This window comes from uncultured Eudoraea sp., from assembly GCF_947490415.1.
Classification (GTDB): Bacteria; Bacteroidota; Bacteroidia; order Flavobacteriales; family Flavobacteriaceae; genus Eudoraea.
Genome location: NZ_CANLGX010000004.1, coordinates 183,166 through 209,716, shown reverse-complemented (window position 1 = coordinate 209,716; position 26,551 = coordinate 183,166). Strand labels below are relative to the sequence as shown.

Below are 26,551 nucleotides of genomic sequence, written 5' to 3'. Positions count from 1 at the left end.
TTGGAATTCGCCAGAATTTCCGTGATACTCTTTAAACACTTTTCAGCAATTAATTATACACGTCTTAAGTTTACTTCTCAGTACATCTAATCTATAATCAGAAAGAACAAAAGAGGGGATTAAGGTTATTCTACAAGAGCAAACCTAGACTTCGTCAACATTAATGATCCCTTAACAATAACCCTGGGCACTCCTAAAATAATGAAAATATAAAAGATTACCTTTATTAGGCTATTTGATCATATGGATATAAGTTTTAAAGATAACTTACATAACATAGTAATAAATCATATCATCGATGAAAATTTCGGTGCAAACAGTCTTGCTTTACTTTTAGGTTTAAGTACATCTCAAACATTAAGGAAGGTAAAGGCGGCTACGGGCAAATCAGTTATTCAATATATCAGGGAAGTTAAATTAGCAGAGGCAGCTAAATTAATTAAGGAAACTGATTTAACATCTGCTGAAATTTCCTATAAAGTAGGGTTTAGTAGTCCGTCTTATTTTAATAAAACATTTCGTAAACGTTATGGTATAACTCCTGGAGGGTATAAAGCACAGGTATCTATCCAAAATGAAAATGATTTTATTAAAGATGCCGTTGAAGTACATAAATCAGCACCAATTCAGAAAAAATCAATAAAGCGAAGCTTGATTGTCATTAGCTCCATACTCGTTTTACTATTGGCGACTATGGCATATTCCTTTTATCCAAATCCAAATAATAATACTATTGCTAAAACTTCAGAAACTATAATAAATGATAAGTCTATAGCGATACTCCCATTTAAAAACTTAAGCAGTAATAAGGACAATCAATATTTTGCTGATGGTGTCATGGAGGTGATTTTAAACCATCTTACAAGCATTAAAGAGCTGAAAGTAATTTCAAGAACATCAATGGAGCAATATCGTAAGACGACAAAAACCATACCTGAAATTGCAAAAGAATTGGGCGTATCATATATATTAGAAGGAAGCGTTCAAAAAAATAATGATGAAATTAGAATTATCACTCAATTGATAGATGCAAAAAATGATAAACATATTTCGTCAACAGATATAAAAAAAGATTATAAAGACATCTTTGAACTTCAGAGTACCATTGCCAGCCAAATTTCGAAAGAACTAAATACTGAGCTTTCTGATGTAGAGCGCAATCAAATTGATAAAAAACCAACAAATAATCTAGAAGCATATAATTTATATCTAAAGGGAAATCATTTTACATACAATGGTTTATCAAAAGAAAGTATAACGTATTTAGAACAGGCAATAGAAAAAGACCCAGAGTTTGCCTTAGCGTATTCAAGATTAGCAGTTGCGCATATGCAATTAACCTATCGTGGCATCCTTTCTCCTGTTAAAACTATAAAAAAGATTAAAGAACTAACTCAAAAAGCTATGACCTTGGATCCTGGCAGTGGACAACCTCATAATATTCTTGCATTAGTACTGTTCCGGTATGATTATAATTGGAAAGCTGCAGAAAAGGAATTCTTAATTTCGCTTAAATTAAATCCAAAAAATCCTAACACACACTTGTTATATTCCAAGTTTCTAAATTATACCGGTCGTATAGAGGAATCAAGAGAACAAATAAATAAAGCGCAGTTACTTAATCCTGCTTACTACATTAATTATTTCGTTAGTGCTGAATATTATTATTATGCCGGTGATTATAAAAAAGCACTTTCTGAAAGCAAGAAAGGGTTTGAATTAAGCATTAGATTTACCGAAGATAATTGGGTAAATTTCGAAACTTACATTGCTCAAAAACAATATGATAAAGCCATCATTGAACTGCAAAAAATATATAAGGCGAAAGAGTCTGATGAAATTGATACTATATACAAACAATTTGGAATAAAGGGTGTTTATAATTGGCTTATTAAGATCGATTCTATTAGCGAAAATTACAATGCCCCTTACTATTTAGCTCGAAAATATGCATTTATTGGAGAGCATGAGAAAGCACTAGAGCAACTAGAAAAATCTTTTGAAATGAGAGTTTCAAGACTGGCTGGTATCCTTAGAGATCCTAATTTCAAAAACCTTAGATCAGAGTCTAGATTCAAAAACATTATTAAAAAAATGGGTTTTGATGATTACAAAGTTTCGGATTGAATTTACCATAACTATTTAAAGCGATATAAAAGTAGCTGGAAGTCATTAAAGCTAGTGAGAAGCTTTTTCGTTTTAGGTCAGGTTTTTTTTGATATAAAGAGATTCTCTTTTTTAGCTTCTTTGATAAGTATACAGGCAATAAAACTCCTAAATGCCTGTAAATTACAAGGATTACCCTGTAAAATACAAGAATTAGCATCTTAAGTACAATAATCAAAAGACCATTAAGTCTTAGTTTTAAATAACTGGTTTGAAGCCATCATAGCAACTTCTTCAGGTATTAACGTACTGCCAAAACTAGTTGACAGATTCATTATCAATGAAAACCCACCGGTTATTTTTCATTGATGAAAGGCGTCGATTTCTTGTACACATTTTGACAAATAAACACATTCCCTTACTAATATATTATTAACTATAAATAACAGTATTATGAAAAACGCAGTAAAATTTTTATCGCTCGTAATTATTATGGTTTTATTCTCGTGTAGCACCGAACCAATAATTGAAAGTGAAAGGTCATTACAATCAGTTGCAAGTAAAGCTGCAACTAATAAATCTACAGTAGCTGTTGAGGACAACCTTGCTAATATCGTAGGAACTTCAACCATCCATCGAAACGAAAATGGAATTACTGTAAATTTTAAAACTGATGTGATAATACCAGGAAATGCATATACTATTTGGTTTGTAGTCTTTGATGGTCCAGGCCCACCAACATCTTCTAATTATGCTGCTGGTCATATTGCTGGAGAAAGTGGGAAAGGTAATTTTTCGGGACATTTACTTGCTAAGCCGGGGTTTATGCCTTTAACAGCTGAAGTTCATGTGGTATTACGTACCCATGGACCAGCTCAGCCGGGAATGATACCTGACCAGATACATACTATTGCTACTGGTTGTGTTACTGGTTTTCCATCAGGACCATCTCTACATGCAGACTCTGAAGTAGCAGGGTATTGTGCTAATATACAAGTTGGAGTGCATCCTCCTGTAGATTAAAATTATAACGCACAAATCAGTAAAAAATCAGTATTAGAAAATGGAAACTATTAGTTTCCATTTTTTTATACTATCATTTATTTTTGTGTTGGTCTTAATTAAGGTTAACGGTTGGGCTATAATTTCGTTGTGCATTCATCCGTAGAATGAGGCCACTTAGAAATTGGTTTTTTAAAGTTATAAATTTTGATTGAACAATATTTCAACAGTAATTATAGCCATTGTTAGTTGCTGTTTATGTTCTCAATACGTTCTTTTATTGGTCTAAAATCTATCCAATAAATATCTCCCTTATCTTCTCCACCTCTATGAAAAAATAAATACTTTCCATCAGGCGATACACTGGGGCACATTTCAGTTTGATCGGTATTTACTTCAGATCCTAAATTTAAAGCTTCTGTCCAGGTACCGTTTTTATTAAAGCTGATGTACAAATCATTGTCTCCATATCCCGAAGTGCCTTCACCATCATAAATGATGTAACTTTCATCAGGTGAAATGTATGGATGAGCGATATACTTTCCAGAGAAGTTTATTTGGTTCCCCATCCTTTTTATACTTCTATATTGCCCTTTTTCATTGATTGAGTTATAAATGGCCCAATCTTCGGGCTTATCTTCTTTCTCCCCAGTGGTAAAGTATAAATTGCCATTCTCTGAAGATGTTAAGTACATGGTTACAGACCTCTCGACAAATGGTTTTTCTAAAGGAATTGGCTTTTCCCAGCCACTTACGCTTTTTTTACAATACCATTGATGTAATCCTGATGATTTGATAGTGTCGTTGAGTGGTCTGGTGCTTCCAAAATAGAGTCGACTTCCTTTCGGATCTATATGAGGTTCAAAATCCCATCCTTGATTTGCTTTAAAAAAAGCTAGTTCTGGGTCTGACCATTTACCATCAACTAATTTCATTGTATAAATTTCATTGTTCTCTTCGGGTTTTCTTCTAGTAAAAAACAATTCGTCCATTTCTGGGTTGAAAGTGATTGCGAACTCAAAATTGTTGGTTGAAACAATACCTTTCCCAAAAATCAAGGCGGTATCAGTCGGGATTTGATTGCTGAGTAAAGTAAGATTTGATTTTTCACTGTCTTGACAAGAAGTAATAAAGACAAGTGATAAAGTCGAAATGAATAGAGTTATCACAAATTTCATATCATTAAATAATTACTGTTTTAATTTTAATTTTTTGGGGAATAGCAACTAACGGTCTCGGCTATGAGTAGTTGCGTGTCCCGATAGCTATCGGGATAGCACTTAACGTTGCAAGCCTGCCTGTCGGCAGGCAGGTACGCACAAAACTGAAAATCCGATAGGCTTTTCAGAAGGAGGTGAGATTAAGCAATTACGTATAGTCATTGTTGTGCTTTCGGATTTTATTTCTTTCGTTTATAATGATTCTGTGTGATTTGATTCAAATATGTTTTTGTTCCAATCAGTTCAAATTTCAGTTCGTTAGGAAGTTCTGAAAACAAAGAAGAACCACCGCCTAATAAAATCGGAATTGTTGTAAGCACCATTTCATCAATTAAGTCCTCTTTTAGAAAATTCCTGATAGTTGTTCCACCGTCAATGTATAGACTGTTAAATCCTTTTTCGTGGATTTGGTCTAAAATTTCCGTTAACTTTCCTTTGACCAAAAATGCTTTCTCCTTATGACTTTCTGGTATTTTTTTTAACTTATTGCTCAATACGAAAACGGGTTTGTTATATGGCCAATCAACATCAAATCCAAGCACTGTTTCAAATGTAGTTCGTCCCATAACAAGTGCATCAATTTTATTGGTAAATTCTACATATCCCATATCATCATTGTCGGGATTTAGTATAGAATGTAACCAATCAATTCCGCCATTTTTATCAGCAATGTATCCGTCTAAACTCGTTGCGATAAATACGCTATTTTTTTTATTCATTATTCTTTTGAACTTCGTTTGTCAATATGAATGCCAACGACTTGCATCTATGACTTGTGGCGGTTTTTGAAGCACTTTCTTGTTAGATTGCAACAAACTTACTTAGAAGCAGAAGGGTTTAATTTACCATCATTCCTGCCATAAGTTAGATACGCTGTTATCACCTTTTTTCCTTTGGTATTATTACTAATTATTTATTCACTGGCCGTATTCCAAAAATTAATAAATATCCTATCATCCAGAATTCTCCAACTGTAGCTGGAACGGTTAAATAACGTAACAAGGGGCTTTCAATTCCAATGTAATTAATTGTAGTACTTATCAAGTAGCCGATACCACCAGCAATCAGGGTTAGCCCCAACCAAACAGGCATCCTTTTTGTGCTGGTTATAATGTATCCCAACGGGATAAGCCAAAGCCCAAAGAAAAGGCCGCCGACACCCCAGGCATTTGTAATTAAACTGCTTAAAAGTTCGATTAATATTACTTTGTCTTCAACGGTTTGGGAAGAACTTGCAATTTCAATAGCGGAACCCATTGAAATGGCACTAATCATAATTGCTACGGAATTTATCATTCCCCAAATGCCTACTGCCCATGCTGCCCACTCGTTTATATTTCTAAACAATTTAAAAAACCATACTGCGGTGAGAGCTTGTGAAACAATAATTGCAAATTCCAATAGAAGTCGGGTTCTGGCAAGGGATTCAAGGTCAATCAGATTTGTTAGTGTTTTATGAGAGTCTTCTGAGTCAAATACCTGAGGGTGAAATATCAGAAATCCCAAAATGCCTGAAATTGCCATTGCTAAGTACCAAATGCCTGCGGTTCTTGCTGTCGTTACTAACTCACTTTGTTTGTCATTTATAGTCATATTATTTATCTATTTGATCTTATAAATTCGCGATAACGGGTAGTATATGTGCAGCACGACCGTTTAGGGAGTATTATCGCATATACATTGTTGGTAGCGGGTTTAATTATTTTCTTTTGGCCATTTATACGCAAACCAAACAATTAAAGCAGTTATAACGCTTTCTAAAAATGCTAAAAAAACGTAGAATAAGTACCATTCGTTAGTTGAAATGATTCCTATATACACCATCATTAAAGTAAATAATGTTCCAAATACGATATTAAGAATTCGGTTTATTTTTGGTTTAAGGAAAATTGAAGCTGCCACCATTAAAGATGGAATCGCCAAAATCATAGACGCTATTAATAATATGGTGGGACTATGCAAATTATTATCACCTGTAATTAAACTGTTTACTTTATCAGGTGTGTATAGCTCAAAATAATCACCATATAAATAGCAGAAGGTTGCTGAAGCCCACAATGCAGCAAGTTTAATTTTGATATTTACTTTTGGATTTTCTAACATTCGGATTTAAGTATTTCAAATTTAAATTGGTTTAGAATTAAGACGATTCATCGAAATATTCGTTACATGCAATATCTTTTTTCAATAAGTGGGTAACGGAACCGGCTAATATTCCGTGAAGCTAAATGCCCCTAGGAATTTAGTATTCGGTTTCAACCGTTTAAAAGTAATAAATTTATTTGTAGAAAAGTTCCAATGAATTATAGCCGTTAACATCGGGCAATAGCTGATGCATTTTTATATTGAACTCGTTGTGTTCTTTAATTTTTTTAGTCGAATCAACCGTTCAAAAGAAAGGGCAGCAAGCCCATGAAAACCACCACTATACTATGAGGTGTTTTCTTTTTTATTTTTTTCATGGTCATCTAAAATTAGTATATCAAAGCTATATGGCATATATTTTAATGATATGACAATTTAATTAGAAACCTGTAAGGAATATTCACTTCTCAGTTTCTAAAATGCCATGCCAATATGGTTTGGTATAAATAGCTTAATTCGGACTTTTCATTCTTGTCATCCTAAATATTCAAAGATTTATTTCTTAAATTATGAACTTATAAACATATGACATACAGTTGTTTATATCTGAAAAATTGTCATTTTTGATGAAATTAAAAAATGTCAACTTGACATTTTTTTTATAACTTTTTTAATAATTTCCTTTCAAAATTCTTAAGGAAATTTTAAAAGTATTCGCTTTGGAATATCCATGACCACTTTGGCATTTTTTTTGTCTTCTTGAAGTTAAATTATTTGAATTTATGTTTAACCTAAAAATTTTGTACTTATGAGTAATTTAGTAACAACTAGAAAAAATGGAAGTATGGCAAACACAAATTCGAATGGCCTTACCTTTCCAACATGGTCCTCCTGGATCGACGAAGTGTTCAATAGGGACATGCCTTCAGTTTTTACGTCAAACTTTAATACAGGTATGACTTTGCCAAAGGTAAACATCAGGGAGACCAAGGATGCCTATTTTGTGGATATGGCGGTGCCAGGATTGAAAAAGTCCGATTTCCTTATAGAGCTTGATAATCAAGCACTTTCTATTTCCACTGAATTAGAGGAAAGCCATGAGCAGCAAGAGGAAAGCTTTACCCGAAGGGAGTTTGGATATTCGTCTTTCAAACGTTCTTTCTCACTGCCGGAAACGGTAAAGGTGGATAATATTAAGGCGGAATATATTGACGGCGTACTGAGCATCCATCTACCCAAAAAGGATGAGGCAATACGGAAACCTGTCAGAAGTATCAAAATTTCTTAAAAATAATTATTAAAGGCCGGTTGATCCGGCCTTCTTTAAATAACTCCATAGATTTTTAACAAAAAAAGAGGATTATCGAACTAAGGCAAATTATTGAAGTATTAAGAGCAACTAAATGAGCGCTTGAAAGAATAATAAACCTTAAAAATTTACAACGATGATTGCAATTAAAAAATGTGGGATATTACTATTGGCAACACTTATAACTGCAGGCTGCAATAGTCAGGAAAATAAGAACAAAGAAGAAACAGATAATAAGCAAGAAGTTTCTGCCGACGCTCCCAAGGGTAGTTGGAAGGTAAATAGAGAATTTGATGAAGAAGGAAACTTGATTCGGTACGATTCCATTTATTCATGGTCGTCAGGAGATGATTTGGATAGACTTTCTTCGTTGGACAGGGACAGTACACTGCAAGCCATGCAATCCAAATTCTACAGGAATTTTTCGAGTTTTGGTAATCAGGGCTTTGATGATGTCTTTTCTTCTGATTCCCTTTTTACACAGAGATTCTTCGATGACGCTTTTTTCACAAGCCAGTTCGGAGAGGATTTTATGGATATCGAGAAGGTGCACAAACAAATGGAAGCAATGCAAAAAAAGTTTTTAGAAAAATATCGATCTGAGTTTAAAGAACCTGAAGAAGGGAATTCTAAAAACAACAAATAAGCACAGATAATAATGGGAGTTTTGCTGTCGTGAGAAAGATTAGGGTCGTTTTCTCCATTTTATTTGGTATTATATGACTTCTTTTCAATTTTTGAAGATTTTAGGGTCGTCATTCATCTTGTAATGGTGATTCTTGTTTTAGTAATGGTTAGTTGGTACTTCTCCTGTATCCTAAACAAGAAAGTGGATTCATAGCAACCTGAATTCGATCAGTAAAAAAAGATAAAACAGTTAAACATTTATTAATATGAAAATCGATTCCATTTCAATGTTCAGACACTTAGTTTTTGCACTACTTGTTTGTTCGGTTTTTTCCTTAAAAGGACAAACCTTGTATGCCCTGAAAATTGACCGGAACATTCGTCTTGAGGCCCAGGGCATCACTGCACGGTATCAGCCTCGTCTTGTAATGGGAGTTGACCAGGCCCTGGAGTTCCAATCAACAGTGGCAAGGTTTCTGGTTAAAAAACGTGCTGTTGAGCAAGACGAAAATTTGTCGCCCAAGGCTAAATATGTATTATTGAAACGCCTATCAAGCCGTGAGACTTCTGAAATGGCCGATGTTCTCGAATCTTATCGCTGGCAAGAGTATATGCGCATTAAAGCCCAGATCCAGCCTATACCCGAACCCCTTGATTTAAAGGAAAATCTTGTCGTTCAGGAATAAGTCATGATTGACTAGGTTTTTATCTTGATTTATATCTTCAATGTTATGTTCAACTAAAAGTCTCTCTCTAAAAACGGATCTGGGAATTATATGGTGCAATTCAAGATACCCACCACGGTCTAACTTCTTTGCCTTATTGACTATTCTATAATTTGCCTTTAAATAATTTAAAATACAGACAGTGGTTTATAGTTGCACTTATCGGTCAAGTATAAGCGGTCGTTTTATGCTTAGGCCGAAGCTTCAGCATAGGTGCTAATGCTGCTTATACATAGTGTTGGCTTTACGTTATTTCTTCATTGCCATAAAGGAATCTTATGGTTTCTATGAATTTTGCTTCCCTATGGACTTGGTGATTTCGGTGGACACCTCTCCGGTATGTAAGGTTGTTTTATTTTCTATCAGCATAAGATGGCATTCGTTTTGGGAGCTCACTTTATGATTTACACCTCTTTTTATAATATATAAGTCCCCCTTATTCATTTGAAATGGTGGTGTATTTTCAATTTCGATTTCGAGTGTCCCCTCTAGAATGTAGAAGAGCTCATCCTCATATTTATGATTGTGCCATGGTACTTTTTCACCCAATATTTTTACAATCTTGATATAAACATCATTAACCTCGCCGATAATTTTTGGGGAAAAATGATTCGTTATATTTTTTAGGGTAACTGGTATGTTTATTTTTGATTTCATTTTTTTTGGTTAAAAATATTCTAAGCAGGCCCCCGGCCATTCTTTTATTGGGGCTTACACATTACTAGCTCTGGTTTTTTAAATATTGTATATTTTCTCAAATTTCAATCTCAAGTTTTTCAATAATCTCTTTTTTGTCCAGTTTTTTATAGATTAACAGGCCAATAACAAACAGTGGCAAGAACAAGATTATTGGTGCAACGGATACGGTGTTGGCAGTCTCATCTTGGATGGTTTTCAAGCCCGGTAAAAAAGCCAGTGAAAAGAAAAAATTAATAAGCCCGTGTGTAATTGCAATTGGAATCAGCTTATTGGTTTTTAGTAACAATACACCAAAAAAGAATCCAATGAACATCGCAAAGACCACCTGAACCAGCACTTGGCCAACATTATCGTTCTTCACCAGGCTTATGAGATGAAAAACACCAAAAAACACCGCTGTTAAAAGGATACTCATAAATATGCCGTATTTACGCGAACCATATTTTTTTAAGAAGAGCGGTTGCAGTAAACCTCTGAATAGATATTCTTCTGCAAAGCCGACCATAAGACAGCCGATAAGTAAAAGTATCAGATTCGGGAGCTCTATTTGTGAAAAGTCTCGTGAGTAAACACTTAGAATCCCAATGATGATTAAATAAACTGGTATTAAATTCAAATATTTAAACCTCCAAGGGAATTGTTTTGATAAACCTGCGAGGGTTTGAATCTTCAGCATTCTAATGAAGCTGTAACCTATGAGAAAAAGCAAGCCCATTTTAAATGTGAGATCTACATATTCCAACTTAAAATCATCATTAAAGACTTTGTTGAACATAGCTTCTGTAGGTATAAGCATAACTAACGCTAAAACGGCAAGCACAGCTATGGTAATGACGAAAGGTGATTGTTTTTTAATGATGGTTATCATATTAAAATGTTAAATTTAATTGCCGAGATACATTATTGTCACAGCATATGAATACAAATAACGATATAAAGTATATATTTGACAAGTACATACTTTATTGTGCTGTACATACAAAAAGTATACTATTGTTGAATATCAGTGTGTTATAATTATAATAAATATGAAAATAAATAATGAAAAGGCACATTGCCCCGTAGATTATGCCTTTAAAAGGGTTGGAGGTAAGTATAAAGGAAGAATCTTATGGGTACTTAAAGATGGTTTTTTACGATATGGAGAATTAAAAAGGGCTATTGTGGGAATCACCCCTAAAATGCTTACACAGACACTCAAAGAATTGGAATCCGATGAGTTGGTTTCAAGAAAAGTATATTTGGAAGTTCCTCCTAAAGTTGAGTACTCACTTACCAAAACAGGTAAAGAATTGATTCCATTAATTAGACAATTGAGGAGCTGGGGAGAAAATCAAATGTCTCTGAATAAATATTAATTTATAATGAAATAATTCTTTTTTGGCTTTTGTTTTTAGAACTAATCCTTTAGATATTTTGAATTTTATCAAAAATGAAGTACAACGGTCTTGTGTATGAAACGTAGCTTAGGTCTGTGTGGTAGCTTTGCGTGGCTATGATTACATACATAATGTTCGTAGTCGTTTATCTATTATTGAATTCTTCACTGATAAAAGCTATTAGATGAACGAGTGTTTCGTTGAAATAGTCCCAATTATGTTTCCCATCTCTCACTCTATATTCATGCGGTATTTCTAAATCTCTCATACGGATGTGAAAAAGAGAATTTCCTTTGTATAAATGATCGTCATCACCTATATCTAAATAATACTTTACCTGGCTTGCTCTCTCCTTTGAGGTATTATCAATTAGATTTAGAACACTATATGAATTCCAAAATTCCGTAATTCTTTCATCACCTTCCTTGATATATCCTAAAGCACTTCGATAGTTATACTGAAATTTTTCAAATGGCATATCTCTAATTTGTTGATCAGTCCTGATAGCTGCAGCCATTGAAGCGCAAACACTAAATAAATCAGGGTGGTGTAGGCTGTACACTATGGCTCCATATCCTCCCATCGAACCACCGGCAATTCCTCTAAATATTTTATCGTTTTGGCTTTTATATTCTTCTTCAATAAAAGGTATTAATTCGCTAATAAAATAATCTTCGTATTGGTATTCTCCATTGATATTGTTCATGTAAAAAGTTACTTCAGCGTCTGGCATCACTACTATCATTGGAATAATTTTACCAGTGTTGATTCCAGAATCCATTACCTCTTGTATGTTCATTCTATTAAACCAGGTATGATGTGCATTTGGTTGAGGTCCGCTTCCATGCAAAAGATAAAGAACAGGATATTTCTTCACGCTCGAATCATATCCAACGGGCAAATAGATATTATATAGTATTTCTTTTTGTAGAATTTTACTATTAATTTTTAAATCAATTAGTAATTGACCTTTCTGTGCACTCAAATTGAAATTAAGTACAAAGTTGATAACGAATATTAAAGTGACTTGTCTATTTAGAAACATTATTATTTATAATCTAATGACTACGAACGGTCTAGTGTATGGCTCGTTGCGGAAAATGGCCAACGGACTTTTCCGCCGTATCGGAAAGATAGCAAATTGCAATGAATTCCGATTAGGAATTCAACCGCAATGAGTTATACACAAAATAGCTGTGCTTCATTAATAAAAGCCTCCGGGTATTCTTAAAAGTAAAATGCATCCCTGCGAGCCGGTTACAATAACTTGATGAAGAAAAAGAAGTTTGAAGTATCCCAGCTTTTTGTATTTTTATTCAAAGTTATCTATATGTCGACTTCTGAAATAATACCAACCACTGAACAATGTAAAAATTGCGAAAAAATTTTCGATGCATCCTTTGACTATTGCCCTTACTGTGGGCAGGAAACTGCAGATAACCTTACTATTGGAGTCCTCTTTAGCAATACCATAGATAATTATATCTCCATAGATGCCAGGTTCTTCAGGAGTTTTGGGACCCTTATGACAAAACCCGGCGTACTGGCCCGGAGGTTTGTAGATGGAAAACGCCTTAAATACTTGCATCCGGCACAGTTTTACCTTTTTATCTCGGTTATATTCTTCTTTATCTTTTCTTTTACCATCCGAAAGGCTGATAGCGAAGTTTCTGAAGTAATCAAAAAAGGGATGGAACAGGAGATCAATATGGATTCTATTGCACTAAAACAGGATTCATTGGCGCTTGCCGAAGCTAAAAAGGCCCTGAAAAAAAATCAGAAAATGATTGGCTTATCAGACATAGAAATAAAGGAAATAGATTCCGTAATGGCAGCAGAACCCGAGGTTGTAAGTTTAGATATTGGTTTTAACCGCGATAAGTTAGACTCCCTTATAGCTGTTGGAGCCCCGACAGAACAAAAAATAAAGGCGATGGGGATGAAGGAAGATGCAGGTGCATTTACCCGCAGATTCTACACCCAAATGCTTAAGTTTTATGAGCAGCGGGGTGGGGGCATCCTGCAGGCGTTATATGATACTATTCCTGTGGCAATGTTTCTTCTTTTGCCACTTTTTGCCTTGCTTCTGAAAATATTTTACTGGAAACCGGCTGTTTTTGCCCACCATCTCGTATTTAGCTTTTATTTCTTCACCTTTATATTTACTACCTTTTGCACCATTCTCCTGTTGAATAAAGTATGGGAGGTCCCCATTTGGCTGCAAGTGCTTATCTGCTTCTCTTTTACCATCTACCTTATGATTGCCCTGCGAAATTTTTACAGGAGTTCCTGGGTAGGTGCTTATTTTAAAGCCAGTATAATCTCTTTCCTGTATATGCTCATTATTGTGCCTGTTGCTGCAATCGGAATTGTAATGGTGGCCTTTATGCTTTATTAAACGTAATTATGGTGTGATATGGCTATTTGGCCATGAAGATAGCATTCACAAAAAAAAGTTTGCCATTTTCCCAGAACCCGCGGAAGAGAGGGTTGTCTACCATGTAAACTACCTGGCCCTTTCCGTGCTTCTCTACTCCAAAAACAAGGCTTTTAGCCATTTTTTTCTGTGCTTCACTGCCTGCAAAACCCGCTACCGGCAAGGTATCTTTGGAAATATAAGCCACAGTACCGCTTTCCAGATAGTCATAGCTGTCACTTGCCAGTTTCAGACTAAAATAAGTATCCTTATACCCAAAGGCCAGCGGATGCGTAGTATCTACCTTTGTTTTAAAGATGGCCCCTGTAATGTCGTTTTTAATCTCCTCCCGCTGCAAGTTCTCATAGGGTTGCACCAGATTTACCGTACTATCCTTTTCCTCTTCCCTGGCAGATATGTCAAATCCATCCGCTCCGTCCAAAGAGGCAATAGCCTTGCCCATGGCAATAAGTCTGCCACCCTGGCTTACCCATTCTTTGAGTCGGCTGAGCAAGGCTGTATCCATAAATCGTTCATAACCTGTGCCTCCGGGGAGAATCAACACCTCATAGTTGGAAAGATCCACCCAGTTTATGTAGTTCTCATCCAAAACAGTAACCGGATAATGCAACTGCTGTTCAAAGAAATGCCATATTTCACCAAAACGTAAGGTAGAGGTTGGCTCACCAGCCAGAACGGCTACCTTCACCGCGGGGATCATTAGTACATAACGTGATCCAAAGTCCTTTCCATCATCCACAAAGCCGCTGCTAACTGCGGTTAATGATTTGTGATGTTTTTCGGCAGCTTCACTTAGTATTTTGGTAAAATTCTTTCTTCCGTCATTATCAGCTTTCGTGATGATAAGACTTCCGCTTTCATAACGGTTGCCTTCCAATGTGAATGGCTTTTGAGCCTGACGTACCCTTATGTTTTTTTGAAGTAATTCAGCTAAAAATCGCGCATCATCCATGCCGTTCCAATCCGTCAGGAAGGCGTATGTATTTGCGTTCAAAGCCTCCTTTTTGGATGAATTTTCTTTCTGTGAAGTATTGCTGATCAAACTCTCTGAAGCAATGGCATCTAATCCATAGGCATAAGGCAGTGACCATGCGGTTATATCATAGGTAAGCGAATCACTCAGCCTGGCATCAGGTTCAAATAGGACCTTTACCAATGTTCCGCGGGTCTGGTTGGTAGAAATGATCAGACTTTCTGAATTAGTCCTTAAACTCCCTGCTTTACCGGTTTTATAATTAAACCCTTTTACATTAACACCGGTTCCGTAACTATAACTCAACTGATGCTGGTCCAGAAGTTGGGTAAGTGCCCTCATATGATCTTCCGGGCCTTTCAGAATATAACTTTTGTATTTATAATTTTTAGGTTGATAGAATTTTTGATATTCCTTATTTAATTTTGTCACGTTGCTGGCCGCAACTTCCACGGTAGAGATTCCTGTGGTATGATGGTGCGCAATCCGGTCCTTTAAGGTCAGGGTATCTCCATTGCTTGTAATAACTCCTAGTCCGGCCCTGCCTCCGCCTCCCTGTTCATAGGTCATCCCAATAGCGCCATTGTAGGTAGGGTAGGTGTCCCCATAACTGGGATAAAACAGATCAAAGCGCTCTTTTGTATAGTAGAACCAGCCGTTGGCGTCAAAATATTTAGCATGGTTCTTTCCCATGGTCACCTGAAAATCTCGTTGAAAATCTGTAATAACTTCATGAAACGGCTCTGATGCCGGCGCAAAATAATAAGGGGAATCCATGCTTTGTTCATGGAAATCGACATGTATATGAGGCAGCCATTTGTTGTAATAGCGAAGCCGCTGCTGGCTTTCTAACTGGGTAAGCCAGGCCCAATCACGGTTTAAATCGAACATATAATGGTTGCTGCGCCCACTCCACCAGCCTTCATTATGCTCTTTGCTGTCCGGGTTTAACTGATTAGGGGTGTTTTTAAACTGACTATACCAGTTCACGTACCTGTCACGGCCGTCCGGATTAATACAGGGGTCCATAATTACCACTGTGTTTTCCAGATAGGCCTGCTTGCTGGTTAAAAGTTCATAAATGGTTTGCATAGAAGCTTCTGTGCTTACACTCTCATTCCCATGCACATTATAGCTAAGCCATACTATAGCTTTTGTAGATTTACCCGTTCCAGTGGTGCTTTTTAAATGCTCCTCCCTTATGGCTTCAAGATTCTGCATATTTGTCACCGATGAAACATAGGCCAAAAGCAGTGGCCTTTGTTCATTTGTTTTTCCGTATTCTTTTAATTGCATACGGTCTTTTGCAGCCTCAGAAAGATACTGGTAATAATCTACTACCCGATGATGACGTGTAAATCTGGTGCCTAGCTCATAGCCCAGGAATTCTGAGGGTGATTTTAGTTCTTGTGCACTTAAAGCGATAGTAATTAGGAGGACCACTACAGGGAAAAGTCGCTTCATAAACTGGGGTTTCAAATTAGGACGCTAAAGCTAAGGATTATTCGGGAAATCACATTTTAAGTTCGGTGTTATTCGTTTAAGGGTCGCCAAAGTACACGGCTTTCAAGGAATTGGTTCCTCATTTTTATGTAGTTAATACATCTTAACGTATTTTTGGGAAGAGTAAAACCCGAGAATTTTATCTTTGATCGGATTTTAGAAGTTTCTATGGAAGTAGCCTGTATACCATTTAAAAAAACCGGATATTTTTCTTCACTTATTTCCGACTATCTGGACGAAAACAAGAAGCTAAAACCCTTTTACAACAGGTTTCCAAAGATTGAAGAGTTTAAGGCTCAAATGGAGGAGAAGTCCAATACCTTTCCGCAGACGAACAGGAAAATACTAGAGGAGGTACTTCAAGAACAATACCAGGGTGTAAAGGCATCAAAAACCACAGTAGCTAATATTTCAGCTTTAGCACAGGACGAAACCTTTACGATAGTTACTGGTCATCAGCTGAATATATTTACTGGTCCCTTATATTTTTTATATAAGATTATCAGTACTATAAATCTTGCAAAAGCTTTAAAAAAAGCCTATCCCAGGAATAATTTTGTACCGGTATACTGGATGGCCACAGAAGATCATGATTTTGATGAGATTAATTATTTTAATCTCCACAACAAAAAGATACAATGGAACCGCGATGCCTCCGGAGCGGTAGGAACGTTAAGTACAGAAGGCTTAGAAGCTGTATTTGAGACTTTTTCAAAGGAAGTGGGCCATAATACCCATGCAGAAAATCTTAAGGATCTTTTCAAAAAAGCCTACCTGGAGCACAATTCACTTTCTGAAGCTACCAGATACCTGGCCAACACCCTTTTTGGAGAGTACGGTTTGGTCATCGTAGATGGCGATAACATTAAACTAAAAAACCTTTTTATACCCTATATAAAGAAGGATATCCTTGATAACCTGCCTTATAAAAAAATAAATGAGACTATTACTGCCCTTGAAACTGTGTCTTCTTCTTACAACATTCAGGTTAACCCTAGGGAGATCAATCATTTTTACTTAAAAGATGAGATTAGGGAAAGGCTTCTGGAAAAAGACGGAGATTTTTATGTTAACAATACTAAAATTCAATTCACAAAGGATGAAATACTCATGGAACTGGATGCCCATCCTGAGAGATTTTCACCGAATGTGGTTACCAGGCCCCTTTACCAGGAAGTAGTCCTTCCTAACCTTTGTTATATTGGCGGAGGCGGCGAATTGGCCTATTGGCTTGAGCTTAGATCGTCCTTTGACGCCATGAAAGTTCCATTTCCCATCTTGCTGTTGCGAAATTCGGCTCTGATGCTATCAGAAAAGGAGAATAAAAAAATTCAAAATTTAGATTTAAATCCGGCGGATTTGTTTTTAAAGCAAAACAGTCTTATTAATAAAAGGATTCGGGAAATTTCTAATATTGATATCGATTTTTCCAGTCAAAGGGAGCATCTGAGAAATCAGTTTGAAGCGCTTTACCAATTGGCCGAAGAAACAGATAAGTCCTTCCTGGGTGCGATAAAGGCACAGGAAGTAAAGCAAATAAACGGACTTAACCATCTGGAAAAAAGATTATTAAAAGCCCAGAAAATAAAACTTAAAGACCAGGTGATTAGATTAACAGCACTCCAGAACAAGTTATTCCCTAATCAATCTCTGCAAGAACGTTCTCTAAATTTTTCTGAACTCTATCTGGAAATGGGAGACGGACTTATCCCTTTTTTAATTGCTGCACTAAACCCTTTAAAACAGGAATTTTTGGTATTAAAATACTAAGCCAATTAATGGCATAGGTTTCTTTTCCATAGTACTTTTGATAAAAACTAAGCTCATGCACAATGTGGATATAGAGTTGGTAGAGATGACCCTCGATGTCATGAAATATGCCATTCATAGAATTACGAATGAGTCACCAGAAATGGGAGCACCCAGGAAAGAAGAGGAATTAAAGCGCCAGGCAGGGGAGACCATCACTCCTTCTGGTATTGGTGGAGAGAATGCCTTTCGTCTTTTTCGTGATGTATTGGTAAAAGCAACCGTTCCGATAGATCATCCAAGGCATCTGGCTTTTGTTCCTGCAGCTCCCACACGTGCAGCCATCATGTTTGACCTGGTTACCTCCGCATCCAGTATACACGGGGCCTATTGGATGGAAGGTGCAGGCGGTATTTTCTGTGAGAATGAAGCCATGAGGTGGCTGGTATCACTTACCGGGATGCCCGAAGGTGCCTTTGGTGTTTTTACCAGCGGAGGTACTGCTGCCAACCTATCGGCTATAGTAACGGCACGGGAATATTGGCGAAAGAGTAATGAAAATCAAAATAAAAAGGGATGCATCATCACATCAGTGGGTGCACACTCTTCTATAAAGGCCATGGCAAAAGTAATTGATGCCGATCTGCTCCTGGTGGAAACAGATGATCTAATGACGGCCGAAGCCCTGCAGGAAAAAATTGATTCCCTGGATGAAAATACCGTGGATAGGGTTTTTGCAGTGGTAGCTACCGGGGGTACTACCAATGCTGGGATTGTGGATGACCTCAATGGTATCGCAAAAATTTGTAAGGAACTTAACCTTTGGTTCCACGTAGATGCAGCCTATGGTGGTGGCGCTCTCGCAGCAGATTCTGTTAGGCATCTTTTTAATGGAATTGAAAAAGCGGACAGTGTAACCATAGATCCCCATAAATGGTTGTTCTCCCCATATGATTGCGGAGCTATTATTTATAGAGATCCCGAATTGGCGAAAGCTGCTCATTCTCAGGAAGGTTCTTACCTGGATATCTTTAAAGACCCTGGCGCGCAAGGGTTTAATCCTTGTGATTACCAGATACAATTAACCAGGAGGTTGCGGGGATTACCGTTGTGGTTTTCACTTGCTATGCACGGAACAGATAAATATAAATGGGCGGTGGAACGAGGAATTAAATTAGCTAATTTGGCCGGGGAATTAATTTCATCCCGGTCTGAATTGGAATTGATTCGGCCGCCAGGTCTATCCTGCGTGCTATTCAGACGTAAAGGCTGGTCTGCGGATGATTATAAAAACTGGACGTATACAAATCACCGGGATGGGATAGCCCTGGTAACACCCAGTAAATGGAAAACCAAAGAAAGTATTGAAACAGTAGCCCGGTTTTGTTTTATTAATCCGGATACCACTGAAGAGGATATTCAGGTTATTTTGGATACTATGAAATGAATTGAGCCGGTTTTATGGCACAAGGAATTCTCCGCTCCAAAGTTCTTGTCGCCTGGAAAATCGAACCCTCAGATGCTCAGGCTGTTGTAATTTAAGGTATTCTATTTTAAAAGGGGTAATTTCAACTACACAGAAGTGATTCTCCTTTTTAAGGTATTCTATGACCGCTGGATCCTCGAGCGGCGTACCCGGTGCCATGGCGGTGGTATAATCCTTGCGAGCTTTTTCCGGAATACCATTATTATAAGTTTCTTCTATAGCCTTTCCTTTAATTATGGTAGCAATACCTTCAATTTTTATTTGTAAGAGCTTTTCAGGATTATAAAATAATAACCCCACCTTATTATTTTCCTTTATATGAATAATTTTTTTTGAGCGTAAATCAGTATAAAAAGAAAGTAGGAGTTCATCAGAAACCTTTCTTAAAACCAATGTTCTTTGCCTGGTCAAACGATCCAAACCTACCGTACCCAGGGTAAAGTAGCGAAAAGGATGCGATTTTTGTGTGCTTCCTTTTTTTAGTTCTTCCTGTAAATCTTTAAAAATCTGATCTGTTCTTTCCATGGGTTTCATCTATATAAAGGTAAAAAAATAAAAAATGAGGTAGGGTATTTTTAGAGAAGATTGTTATATATATAAATTGCTATGAAAAAGTTCATTTTTTATAGATAAAATTGTGTCATAACAAGTTCATGTGTTTAGGTTGGTTTTTGATTTGAAAAGCCCTGGCGATCATCGTCGGGGCTTTTTCTTTTAACTATATTTTCTTACTTAAAATAATTCATAATCTTTGTATTCCTTCAAATCAGTTTAATGCATAGTCTAAAACCATAGAATATTTAAATAAAAACAGTATTAATTTGTTAAAATACTATTTGTAGGAATTTAATTAAAAAACTTTAAACCAGGTATTTAAGTTATTTTATATAAATCGTTACTATAATATTGTAAAGGATTGAAAATAACCCCCAAATTATCTTATTTTACCTTGTATTCCAACCGCATAGTGATAGAAGCAGTCTTCTTTTTGGCAGCAGTATTATAAGCCCCGCCCCAGCTGTAAGCCTCGTCTGAATTTTGTCCGGTAATTTGAAAAACACCCATACGTGCAGTAATAAGATCACCCAAAGTGCCTCCGGAATTCTCTGCTATTTTTTCGGCGCGGATACGCGCATCTTCAGTCGCCTTTGAAATCATTTTGATCTTAAGATCAGATAATTTAGTGTAATAATAACGGGGAGGTGAGGAATTAAACTGAACCCCTTTATTTAATAGTTCCGTGATCTCACGCGATACTTTTTCCACCAGAGCCACATCACTCGATTCTATTTGAACAGATTGTGATAACTCGTACCCCCGGAAAATTGTACCAACAAAATTTCCGTTTTCGTACTTATTGTCCCGTTGCTCAATCGTTTGTACAGAATTAAAAATTATGTTATCAGGACTTATTCCTTTGGATACCAGATAATCCCTTACTATTTCCTTGTCATTATTTAATTGTTCAAAAGCGGTCTTTAAAACTGTATTAAAGGCAACAAAGCGTCCTTCCCATACAATAAGGTCTGATGTAAAGTTCTCATTTCCCAGCCCCGTAATGGAAATTACGCGTGCAGGATTTGAACGTTTTACATAAGCGCTACCCAAAAAATTAGCGGCAATGATTATAGCGACCCCAAAAATTATAGCATTTAAATGTTTCATTCTTATGACGTTAATAAAGATGTTATAAATATACCTAAAACTTGTGTTTGAAAATGTACTGAATTACTATTTTTGCCCATGCAAAACAACGTCCTTATTTTAGATTTTGGTTCCCAGTATACTCAACTCATTGCCAGACGGGTCAGGGAACTTAATATTTTCTGCGAAATTAAACCCTATAACCGCCCACCGGAAGACCTGTCAGATTATAAAGCAGTAATTCTGTCTGGTTCTCCATTCTCCGTCAGGGCAGATGATGCTCCACATCCGGATTTATCTGAGATAAAAGGTAAGATTCCCTTACTGGCCATTTGTTATGGGGCACAATACCTGGCTCATTTTCATGGAGGAAATGTTGCACCTTCCAATACCCGTGAATACGGCAGGGCAAGGCTTACTTCAATTGATGGAGATGAACCTTTTTTTTACGAAATCAGAGAAGATTCGCAAGTATGGATGAGCCATAGCGACACTATAAAAAAATTACCTGAAAATGCAGTAAGGTTGGCCAGTACAAATGATGTGCAAAATGCAGCCTTTAAAATAAAAGGGGAAATAACCTATGGTATTCAATTTCACCCGGAAGTATATCATACCAAACAGGGAAAACTGATTCTGGAAAACTTTTTAGTGCATATTTCGGGTTTACAGCAAACCTGGACTCCGGATGCTTTTGTGGAAACCACTGTAACTGAATTAAAACAAAAGATAGGAAGTGAAAAAGTTATCCTTGGACTATCGGGAGGTGTAGATTCTACTGTGGCGGCAGTTTTATTGCACAAGGCCATTGGAGATCATCTTCATTGTATTTTTGTAAATAACGGATTGCTTAGGAAAAACGAATTTCAGGAAGTATTGGACCAATATGAGCATATGGGTCTAAATGTGAAAGGTGTTGACGCTTCGGCACGTTTTTTGAATGCTCTTGCAGGAGAAGATGATCCTGAAAAGAAAAGAAAAATTATTGGAGGGGTTTTCATAGATGTTTTTGATGATGAATCGCATAAAATTGAAGATGCCAAATGGCTTGCCCAGGGTACTATTTATCCCGATGTGATTGAGTCGGTATCTGCAACAGGAGGGCCTTCGGCAACTATTAAAAGCCATCATAATGTAGGGGGATTACCAGATTTTATGAAACTAAAAGTAGTAGAACCCCTGAAAATGTTGTTTAAGGATGAAGTGAGAAGGGTAGGGGCAACTCTTGGAATAGAAGATGAACGTTTAGGGCGCCATCCATTTCCGGGACCTGGATTGGCCATACGAATATTGGGAGATGTTACAGAAGAAAAGGTAAGTATTTTGCAAGAAGTAGATGCTATTTTTATTAATGGTTTGAAGGAATGGGGACTTTATAATGAAGTTTGGCAGGCCGGAGCCATGCTTTTACCCGTAAATAGTGTAGGGGTCATGGGCGATGAGCGAACTTATGAAAAATGTGTAGCTTTGCGGGCAGTAGAAAGCACGGACGGCATGACGGCCGATTGGGTTAATTTGCCCTACGAATTTTTGCAAAAGACCTCCAATGAAATAATAAACAAAGTTCCAGGGGTAAATAGAGTGGTTTATGATATCTCGTCAAAACCCCCGGCAACCATAGAATGGGAATAAAACCTGCAAGCATGTCAATAAGATTTTTAATTACAGCGACTGCAATTCTACTGTTTTCATGTCAGGCCATGGCACAACAGTTTAGCTCTCATGCCGTAAAAGTGGGAGAAACAGTCTATAGTATTGCAAGGCAATACAAGGTGAATCCCGCTGATATCCTCAAATACAATAAGGAGATAGCAGAGGGTGACGTTCTCAAGCCTAATACGATACTTGTTATCCCTCTGGGCGCTAAAGTATTAAGCGCTAATGATTCAATTGCCTTAAATCTAAAACAGGCAAAGGAAGAACAGGAAAAACCAATTGAGTTTATTGCACATAAGGTTAAGAAAAGGGAAACTATTTTCAGCATTGCTCAAAAGTATAATGTTTCTGAAGAAGATATCAAACGTTATAATACCCAATTGTACGCCAGCCAATTAAAAAAGGGTATGCGCCTAAAAGTCCCAAAATACCTGAAAGTTGAAGTTGAAAAAGACAGTATTAACCTTGTTGATTTTGAAACTTATACCGTTCAGCCAAAAGAAACAAGATGGAGTATTGCCAATAAATATGGGATCACCATAGATAGCCTTCTTGCATTAAATCCGGAATTATCAGATGTGACGAATTTTCTGGCAGAAGGTCAACAGTTGAAGCTTCCTAAAATTGCAGGCAGCAGTCTGGAGGACCAAAACGTACAATTGTATATTTCCTATACCGTTCCACCCAAAAAGACTTTATATAGCCTCTCACAGGAATATAAAATTAGCTCGCAGGATATTGTGAGACTCAATCCTGAGATCGGTAAAATCGGGGGGTTAAAGGAAGGTATGGTAATTAGGTTACCGGAAATGAAAAGTGACGAAAATGAGGTGAATACCGATAATTTCATTTTTTATGAAGTTAAACCCAAACAAACAATATACTCCTTATCAAGGAATTTAGGGTTTGATTATAATGAATTGCTGGAACTCAATCCGGATCTCTCAAGAGGTCTAAAAGCCGGAATGGTATTAAAACTGCCTAAAGAACAAAGGGGAAACTTAGAAGTGAAAAATTCTTTGATTCTGGATAAAATAAACCTTTTGGATAGTATCAATACAATTAATAAACCAAAACTAATTTACTTACTTCCTTTTCGCACAGATAAATTAGACCTTAATGATGTTGAGAGTGCATCTGACGCTATTTCACGAAGCAATGCAATAAGTTATAGCCTTGGTTTGTATAGTGGTGCATTGGTTGCTCTGGATTCCATTTCGGAACTGGGAATTTCTGTGGATGTAAAAACATTTGATACCCAATTAGATCCTGATAAAACAAGACAACTGCTACAAAGAGAAAATTTAGAAGGTGTTAGTGCCATCGTTGGGCCATTACAATTAAATTCCTTAAAAGAAGTGGCGATTAAGGCTGCAAATGCTAAAGTACCTGTAATTGCACCTCTGGCCTCTACCAGCGATTTTGAACTCGAAAATGTATTCTTTTCTATTCCGTCCGATCAGATATTACGTGAACGTATGCTCGGTTTTATTAAAGATTCTATCACGGATGAGAATATTATTGTGATTACCGACGCAAAGAATAAGCCGGTTGGCGAACAGATAAAAGAAAAGTTTCCTTTGGCCAAATCTGTTGATCTTCAGGAAGATGAAGAAAATATTTCATTAGATTTGGAAGTATTTGCAAGTCTTCTTTCGCTTGAGACAGAGAACTGGGTATTTGTAGAGACCGATAATTTTAAAGTGGTGTCCAGTGTAAGTTCCATCCTTAATTCATCTAATTCAGATACCACCAAAGTGCGGATGTTTACTACAAATAAGAACAAGGCATTCGAAAATGATGTTATCTCAGGGGCTCATTTGTCTAACCTCAATTTTACATACCCTTCTGTGGATAAAGAAACTAATAATAACGCTTTTGTGAGAAGATACAGAAGGCGTTTTGGGGCAGATCCCGACCGGTATGCGGTACGCGGTTTTGACCTTACCTATGACCTTCTTTTAAAATTGGCTTATAAGCTCAATTTGTTTGAGACCTCAAATATCATTGGGATTACCGAGTATTGCGGAAATAAATTTGATTATGATAATGAACCTTCTTCCGGATATTACAATACGGCTTCCTATATAATGAAGTACCAGGATATGCGAATAACCCAGGTTAATCCGGAACCATGACATCAAAAGTTACCTATATAGGAGAATTACGCACTAGTTGTATCCACCTGCGCTCGGGAAATGAAATCATTACAGATGCCCCTGTTGATAACAACGGCCTTGGACAAGCCTTTTCGCCAACAGATACAGTTGCCACGGCTTTAGCCAGTTGTATGCTTACCATGATGGGTATTAAGGCCAGAGACATGCAGGTTGATCTCAAAAATGCTTACGCAGAGGTCACCAAGCATATGGTCGCAGATCCAAGAAGAATATCTCAGATTGACATAGAGATGCATCTGCCTTCCATTATTTCCGGGAAGCAAAAAAAGATACTCGAGCATACGGCGAGAACCTGCCCTGTACTATTAAGTCTTCACGCTGATATTAAAAAGGAAATTGTATTTCATTGGGATCTCTAAGATTCATATTCGGCTTTTTTGTATTTCTATGGTCTGCAATGTCATTTGCACAGGAAGAAGAGACCATTCTTTGGCACCCCAAACAAAGGTTGAGCTGGTCAAATTTCAAAGCCGAACCCGTAGAGGGTTCTAAGGTCGCTGCCACTACGGCAAGTGGGCTGAGCTATCAATTTTCTACTACAGAAGAAGGTGGTAAATATGAATTGGATTATACCATAAGTACTTATTTTTACCCGGATAGGTCATGGTATCAGCCAAAAATATGTGATGAAGTAATTCTAAGTCATGAGCAGCTGCATTTTGATATCTCCGAATTGTTTGGCAGGAAAATGCGTAAAATTATGGATACCACCACATTTACAAAAAATGTGAAAGCTGAAGTAAAGGCCATTTATCGTCAGATAAATAAGGAGCTTGCAGAATTTCAACAGCTTTATGACCAAGAGACCAACTACTCCAGAAATATTGAGCAGCAGCTATCCTGGAATCAGAAAATAAAAGATGCTCTCCGAAATTAAGAATTTGGTTTCGTTTTCTTTTTTAAGCTATATATCACAAATGGTCACCCCTTGTTTCAAAGCGGCAATTGGGTCCTCCCAGGTCGGAATAAATTCCTGGGCCACATGGCCTTTAAAGCCAGTTTCTAAAATAGCCTTCATTATGGCCGGATAATACAATTCCTGGGTCTCATCAATTTCATGCCTTCCGGGATTGCCGCCGGTATGATAGTGGCCAAAATAGGTATGGTGCTCCTGTATGGTCCTTATAATGTCACCTTCCATAATTTGCATATGGTAAATATCATAAAGTAATTTGAAGTTCTCAGATCCTATTTCCTGGCATAAAGCTACGCCCCATTCTGCATGATCGCACATATAATCTTTGTGGTCTACTTTAGAGTTCAAAAGTTCCATCTGAATAACCACACCGTGTTTTTCTGCCAGTGGCATAATTTGTTTTAACCCATCTGCGCAATTTTTGAGCCCAACGTCATCATTCATACCATTGCGATTTCCACTAAAACAAATCAGATTGGTGTAGCCAGATTCCGCAACTTTCGGAATTATTTGTAAATAATCTTTTATCAGTTCTTCGTGCAGTTTAGGATCGTTCCAACCTTTTTCAATACCAAGACCTGCGCCCCAGCACATGGATGCATGAATGCCATACTTTTTCATTAAAGGCCAGTCTTCCGGGCCTGTTAAATCCATTGCTGTAATACCTAATTCATTGAGGCTCTGAAGAAAATCCTCCATTGGAATCTTGCTATAACACCAACGACATACGCTATGGTTAATATTTCCTTTTAAATTGCCGGTATTAGTTGATTTTCCTTCCATGGCAACGCCTGCAGCAGAAACTAATCCTACGGTTGCGGCCACGGAAGAACCGATGAATGTTCTTCGTTTCAT

General features: G+C 37.0%; 24 protein-coding genes. 13 read left to right on the top strand and 11 right to left on the bottom strand.

What is annotated here, in order from left to right; translation table 11 throughout:
• Positions 1-243 precede the first annotated feature (243 nt).
• Positions 244-2,127 (top strand): helix-turn-helix domain-containing protein, encoded by a 1,884-nt coding sequence (locus tag Q0874_RS12145; RefSeq protein ID WP_299163554.1) that lies wholly within the window; start codon positions 244-246, stop codon positions 2,125-2,127.
• Positions 2,128-2,559: 432 nt separating this feature from the next.
• Complete coding sequence (locus tag Q0874_RS12140) at positions 2,560-3,129, top strand: hypothetical protein (RefSeq protein ID WP_299163552.1); 570 nt, start codon at positions 2,560-2,562, stop codon at positions 3,127-3,129.
• Between the two features lie 224 nt (positions 3,130-3,353).
• Here the strand turns inward: Q0874_RS12140 and Q0874_RS12135 are convergent, their stop codons facing one another.
• The 4 genes from Q0874_RS12135 to Q0874_RS12120 form a co-directional block, all read right to left on the bottom strand.
• Positions 3,354-4,286 (bottom strand): hypothetical protein, encoded by a 933-nt coding sequence (locus tag Q0874_RS12135; protein ID WP_299163550.1) that lies wholly within the window; start codon positions 4,284-4,286, stop codon positions 3,354-3,356.
• Positions 4,287-4,507: 221 nt separating this feature from the next.
• Positions 4,508-5,047 carry a dihydrofolate reductase family protein gene (locus Q0874_RS12130; protein ID WP_299163548.1) on the bottom strand — a complete coding sequence of 180 codons (540 nt, stop codon included), beginning with the start codon at positions 5,045-5,047 and terminating at the stop codon, positions 4,508-4,510.
• A 190-nt stretch (positions 5,048-5,237) separates the two neighbouring features.
• The gene (locus tag Q0874_RS12125; RefSeq protein ID WP_299163546.1) at positions 5,238-5,921 is read right to left on the bottom strand and encodes a DUF4386 domain-containing protein; all 684 of its coding nucleotides are present in this window, start codon (positions 5,919-5,921) and stop codon (positions 5,238-5,240) included.
• Positions 5,922-6,023: 102 nt separating this feature from the next.
• A complete protein-coding gene (locus tag Q0874_RS12120) occupies positions 6,024-6,431 on the bottom strand; it encodes a DUF6326 family protein (RefSeq protein WP_299163544.1) in 408 nt (135 codons plus the stop codon).
• Positions 6,432-7,221: 790 nt separating this feature from the next.
• Here Q0874_RS12120 and Q0874_RS12115 point away from each other — a divergent pair.
• From Q0874_RS12115 to Q0874_RS12105, 3 genes are all read left to right on the top strand, one after another.
• Positions 7,222-7,701, top strand: coding sequence for an Hsp20/alpha crystallin family protein (locus tag Q0874_RS12115; protein ID WP_299163542.1), 480 nt, complete (start codon positions 7,222-7,224; stop codon positions 7,699-7,701).
• A 157-nt stretch (positions 7,702-7,858) separates the two neighbouring features.
• Complete coding sequence (locus tag Q0874_RS12110; RefSeq protein WP_299163540.1) at positions 7,859-8,368, top strand: hypothetical protein; 510 nt, start codon at positions 7,859-7,861, stop codon at positions 8,366-8,368.
• Between the two features lie 268 nt (positions 8,369-8,636).
• Positions 8,637-9,035 carry a hypothetical protein gene (locus Q0874_RS12105; protein WP_299163538.1) on the top strand — a complete coding sequence of 133 codons (399 nt, stop codon included), beginning with the start codon at positions 8,637-8,639 and terminating at the stop codon, positions 9,033-9,035.
• 324 nt (positions 9,036-9,359) lie between these two features.
• On the opposite strand, the gene Q0874_RS12100 is transcribed toward Q0874_RS12105, so the two are convergent.
• On the bottom strand, positions 9,360-9,731 hold the full coding sequence (locus Q0874_RS12100; protein WP_299163536.1) for a cupin domain-containing protein: 372 nt from the start codon (positions 9,729-9,731) through the stop codon (positions 9,360-9,362).
• A gap of 97 nt (positions 9,732-9,828) precedes the next feature.
• The gene (locus Q0874_RS12095; protein ID WP_299163534.1) at positions 9,829-10,641 is read right to left on the bottom strand and encodes a CPBP family intramembrane glutamic endopeptidase; all 813 of its coding nucleotides are present in this window, start codon (positions 10,639-10,641) and stop codon (positions 9,829-9,831) included.
• A 160-nt stretch (positions 10,642-10,801) separates the two neighbouring features.
• On the opposite strand from Q0874_RS12095, the gene Q0874_RS12090 reads away from it, so the two are divergent.
• Positions 10,802-11,131, top strand: coding sequence for a helix-turn-helix domain-containing protein (locus Q0874_RS12090; RefSeq protein ID WP_299163532.1), 330 nt, complete (start codon positions 10,802-10,804; stop codon positions 11,129-11,131).
• Between the two features lie 166 nt (positions 11,132-11,297).
• On the opposite strand, the gene Q0874_RS12085 is transcribed toward Q0874_RS12090, so the two are convergent.
• A complete protein-coding gene (locus Q0874_RS12085; RefSeq protein ID WP_299163530.1) occupies positions 11,298-12,197 on the bottom strand; it encodes an alpha/beta hydrolase family protein in 900 nt (299 codons plus the stop codon).
• A gap of 225 nt (positions 12,198-12,422) precedes the next feature.
• On the opposite strand from Q0874_RS12085, the gene Q0874_RS12080 reads away from it, so the two are divergent.
• Positions 12,423-13,550: a DUF3667 domain-containing protein gene (locus Q0874_RS12080; protein WP_299163528.1), complete on the top strand. Its 1,128-nt coding sequence runs from the start codon at positions 12,423-12,425 to the stop codon at positions 13,548-13,550.
• A gap of 22 nt (positions 13,551-13,572) precedes the next feature.
• Here Q0874_RS12080 and Q0874_RS12075 read toward each other — a convergent pair whose 3' ends face one another.
• A complete protein-coding gene (locus tag Q0874_RS12075; protein WP_299163526.1) occupies positions 13,573-16,026 on the bottom strand; it encodes a M14 family metallopeptidase in 2,454 nt (817 codons plus the stop codon).
• 207 nt (positions 16,027-16,233) lie between these two features.
• Between Q0874_RS12075 and bshC the strand changes: the two genes are divergently transcribed.
• Together bshC and Q0874_RS12065 are read left to right on the top strand one after the other, a co-directional pair.
• Entirely contained in the window at positions 16,234-17,835 is a 1,602-nt protein-coding gene (gene bshC / locus Q0874_RS12070; RefSeq protein WP_299163974.1) for a bacillithiol biosynthesis cysteine-adding enzyme BshC, read from the top strand.
• Between the two features lie 55 nt (positions 17,836-17,890).
• Positions 17,891-19,261: an aminotransferase class V-fold PLP-dependent enzyme gene (locus Q0874_RS12065; RefSeq protein WP_299163524.1), complete on the top strand. Its 1,371-nt coding sequence runs from the start codon at positions 17,891-17,893 to the stop codon at positions 19,259-19,261.
• A 12-nt stretch (positions 19,262-19,273) separates the two neighbouring features.
• Here Q0874_RS12065 and Q0874_RS12060 read toward each other — a convergent pair whose 3' ends face one another.
• A complete protein-coding gene (locus tag Q0874_RS12060) occupies positions 19,274-19,825 on the bottom strand; it encodes a pyridoxamine 5'-phosphate oxidase family protein (RefSeq protein ID WP_299163522.1) in 552 nt (183 codons plus the stop codon).
• Positions 19,826-20,239: 414 nt separating this feature from the next.
• On the bottom strand, positions 20,240-20,965 hold the full coding sequence (locus tag Q0874_RS12055) for an SIMPL domain-containing protein (protein WP_299163520.1): 726 nt from the start codon (positions 20,963-20,965) through the stop codon (positions 20,240-20,242).
• Positions 20,966-21,043: 78 nt separating this feature from the next.
• Here Q0874_RS12055 and guaA point away from each other — a divergent pair, with 78 nt between their 5' ends.
• From guaA to Q0874_RS12035, 4 genes are read left to right on the top strand one after another with little or no spacing between them, the layout of a single operon-like run.
• The gene (gene guaA / locus Q0874_RS12050) at positions 21,044-22,576 is read left to right on the top strand and encodes a glutamine-hydrolyzing GMP synthase (protein ID WP_299163518.1); all 1,533 of its coding nucleotides are present in this window, start codon (positions 21,044-21,046) and stop codon (positions 22,574-22,576) included.
• An 11-nt stretch (positions 22,577-22,587) separates the two neighbouring features.
• Complete coding sequence (locus Q0874_RS12045) at positions 22,588-24,738, top strand: LysM peptidoglycan-binding domain-containing protein (RefSeq protein WP_299163516.1); 2,151 nt, start codon at positions 22,588-22,590, stop codon at positions 24,736-24,738.
• Positions 24,735-25,139, top strand: coding sequence for an OsmC family protein (locus Q0874_RS12040; RefSeq protein ID WP_299163514.1), 405 nt, complete (start codon positions 24,735-24,737; stop codon positions 25,137-25,139). Before Q0874_RS12045 ends, Q0874_RS12040 begins: the two co-directional genes overlap by 4 nt.
• On the top strand, positions 25,127-25,657 hold the full coding sequence (locus Q0874_RS12035) for a DUF922 domain-containing protein (protein ID WP_299163512.1): 531 nt from the start codon (positions 25,127-25,129) through the stop codon (positions 25,655-25,657). Before Q0874_RS12040 ends, Q0874_RS12035 begins: the two co-directional genes overlap by 13 nt.
• Positions 25,658-25,684: 27 nt before the next feature.
• On the opposite strand, the gene Q0874_RS12030 is transcribed toward Q0874_RS12035, so the two are convergent.
• The gene (locus Q0874_RS12030) at positions 25,685-26,551 is read right to left on the bottom strand and encodes a TIM barrel protein (protein ID WP_299163510.1); all 867 of its coding nucleotides are present in this window, start codon (positions 26,549-26,551) and stop codon (positions 25,685-25,687) included.

Bases quoted from the DNA above. Each gene is read 5' to 3' on its own strand.
- Q0874_RS12145 (WP_299163554.1), top strand. From the start codon at position 244: ATGGATATAAGTTTTAAAGATAACTTACATAACATAGTAATAAATCAT.
- Q0874_RS12140 (WP_299163552.1), top strand. From the start codon at position 2,560: ATGAAAAACGCAGTAAAATTTTTATCGCTCGTAATTATTATGGTTTTA.
- Q0874_RS12135 (WP_299163550.1), bottom strand. From the start codon at position 4,286: ATGAAATTTGTGATAACTCTATTCATTTCGACTTTATCACTTGTCTTT.
- Q0874_RS12130 (WP_299163548.1), bottom strand. From the start codon at position 5,047: ATGAATAAAAAAAATAGCGTATTTATCGCAACGAGTTTAGACGGATAC.
- Q0874_RS12125 (WP_299163546.1), bottom strand. From the start codon at position 5,921: ATGACTATAAATGACAAACAAAGTGAGTTAGTAACGACAGCAAGAACC.
- Q0874_RS12120 (WP_299163544.1), bottom strand. From the start codon at position 6,431: ATGTTAGAAAATCCAAAAGTAAATATCAAAATTAAACTTGCTGCATTG.
- Q0874_RS12115 (WP_299163542.1), top strand. From the start codon at position 7,222: ATGAGTAATTTAGTAACAACTAGAAAAAATGGAAGTATGGCAAACACA.
- Q0874_RS12110 (WP_299163540.1), top strand. From the start codon at position 7,859: ATGATTGCAATTAAAAAATGTGGGATATTACTATTGGCAACACTTATA.
- Q0874_RS12105 (WP_299163538.1), top strand. From the start codon at position 8,637: ATGTTCAGACACTTAGTTTTTGCACTACTTGTTTGTTCGGTTTTTTCC.
- Q0874_RS12100 (WP_299163536.1), bottom strand. From the start codon at position 9,731: ATGAAATCAAAAATAAACATACCAGTTACCCTAAAAAATATAACGAAT.
- Q0874_RS12095 (WP_299163534.1), bottom strand. From the start codon at position 10,641: ATGATAACCATCATTAAAAAACAATCACCTTTCGTCATTACCATAGCT.
- Q0874_RS12090 (WP_299163532.1), top strand. From the start codon at position 10,802: ATGAAAATAAATAATGAAAAGGCACATTGCCCCGTAGATTATGCCTTT.
- Q0874_RS12085 (WP_299163530.1), bottom strand. From the start codon at position 12,197: ATGTTTCTAAATAGACAAGTCACTTTAATATTCGTTATCAACTTTGTA.
- Q0874_RS12080 (WP_299163528.1), top strand. From the start codon at position 12,423: ATGAAGAAAAAGAAGTTTGAAGTATCCCAGCTTTTTGTATTTTTATTC.
- Q0874_RS12075 (WP_299163526.1), bottom strand. From the start codon at position 16,026: ATGAAGCGACTTTTCCCTGTAGTGGTCCTCCTAATTACTATCGCTTTA.
- bshC (WP_299163974.1), top strand. From the start codon at position 16,234: ATGGAAGTAGCCTGTATACCATTTAAAAAAACCGGATATTTTTCTTCA.
- Q0874_RS12065 (WP_299163524.1), top strand. From the start codon at position 17,891: ATGCACAATGTGGATATAGAGTTGGTAGAGATGACCCTCGATGTCATG.
- Q0874_RS12060 (WP_299163522.1), bottom strand. From the start codon at position 19,825: ATGGAAAGAACAGATCAGATTTTTAAAGATTTACAGGAAGAACTAAAA.
- Q0874_RS12055 (WP_299163520.1), bottom strand. From the start codon at position 20,965: ATGAAACATTTAAATGCTATAATTTTTGGGGTCGCTATAATCATTGCC.
- guaA (WP_299163518.1), top strand. From the start codon at position 21,044: ATGCAAAACAACGTCCTTATTTTAGATTTTGGTTCCCAGTATACTCAA.
- Q0874_RS12045 (WP_299163516.1), top strand. From the start codon at position 22,588: ATGTCAATAAGATTTTTAATTACAGCGACTGCAATTCTACTGTTTTCA.
- Q0874_RS12040 (WP_299163514.1), top strand. From the start codon at position 24,735: ATGACATCAAAAGTTACCTATATAGGAGAATTACGCACTAGTTGTATC.
- Q0874_RS12030 (WP_299163510.1), bottom strand. From the start codon at position 26,551: ATGAAACGAAGAACATTCATCGGTTCTTCCGTGGCCGCAACCGTAGGA.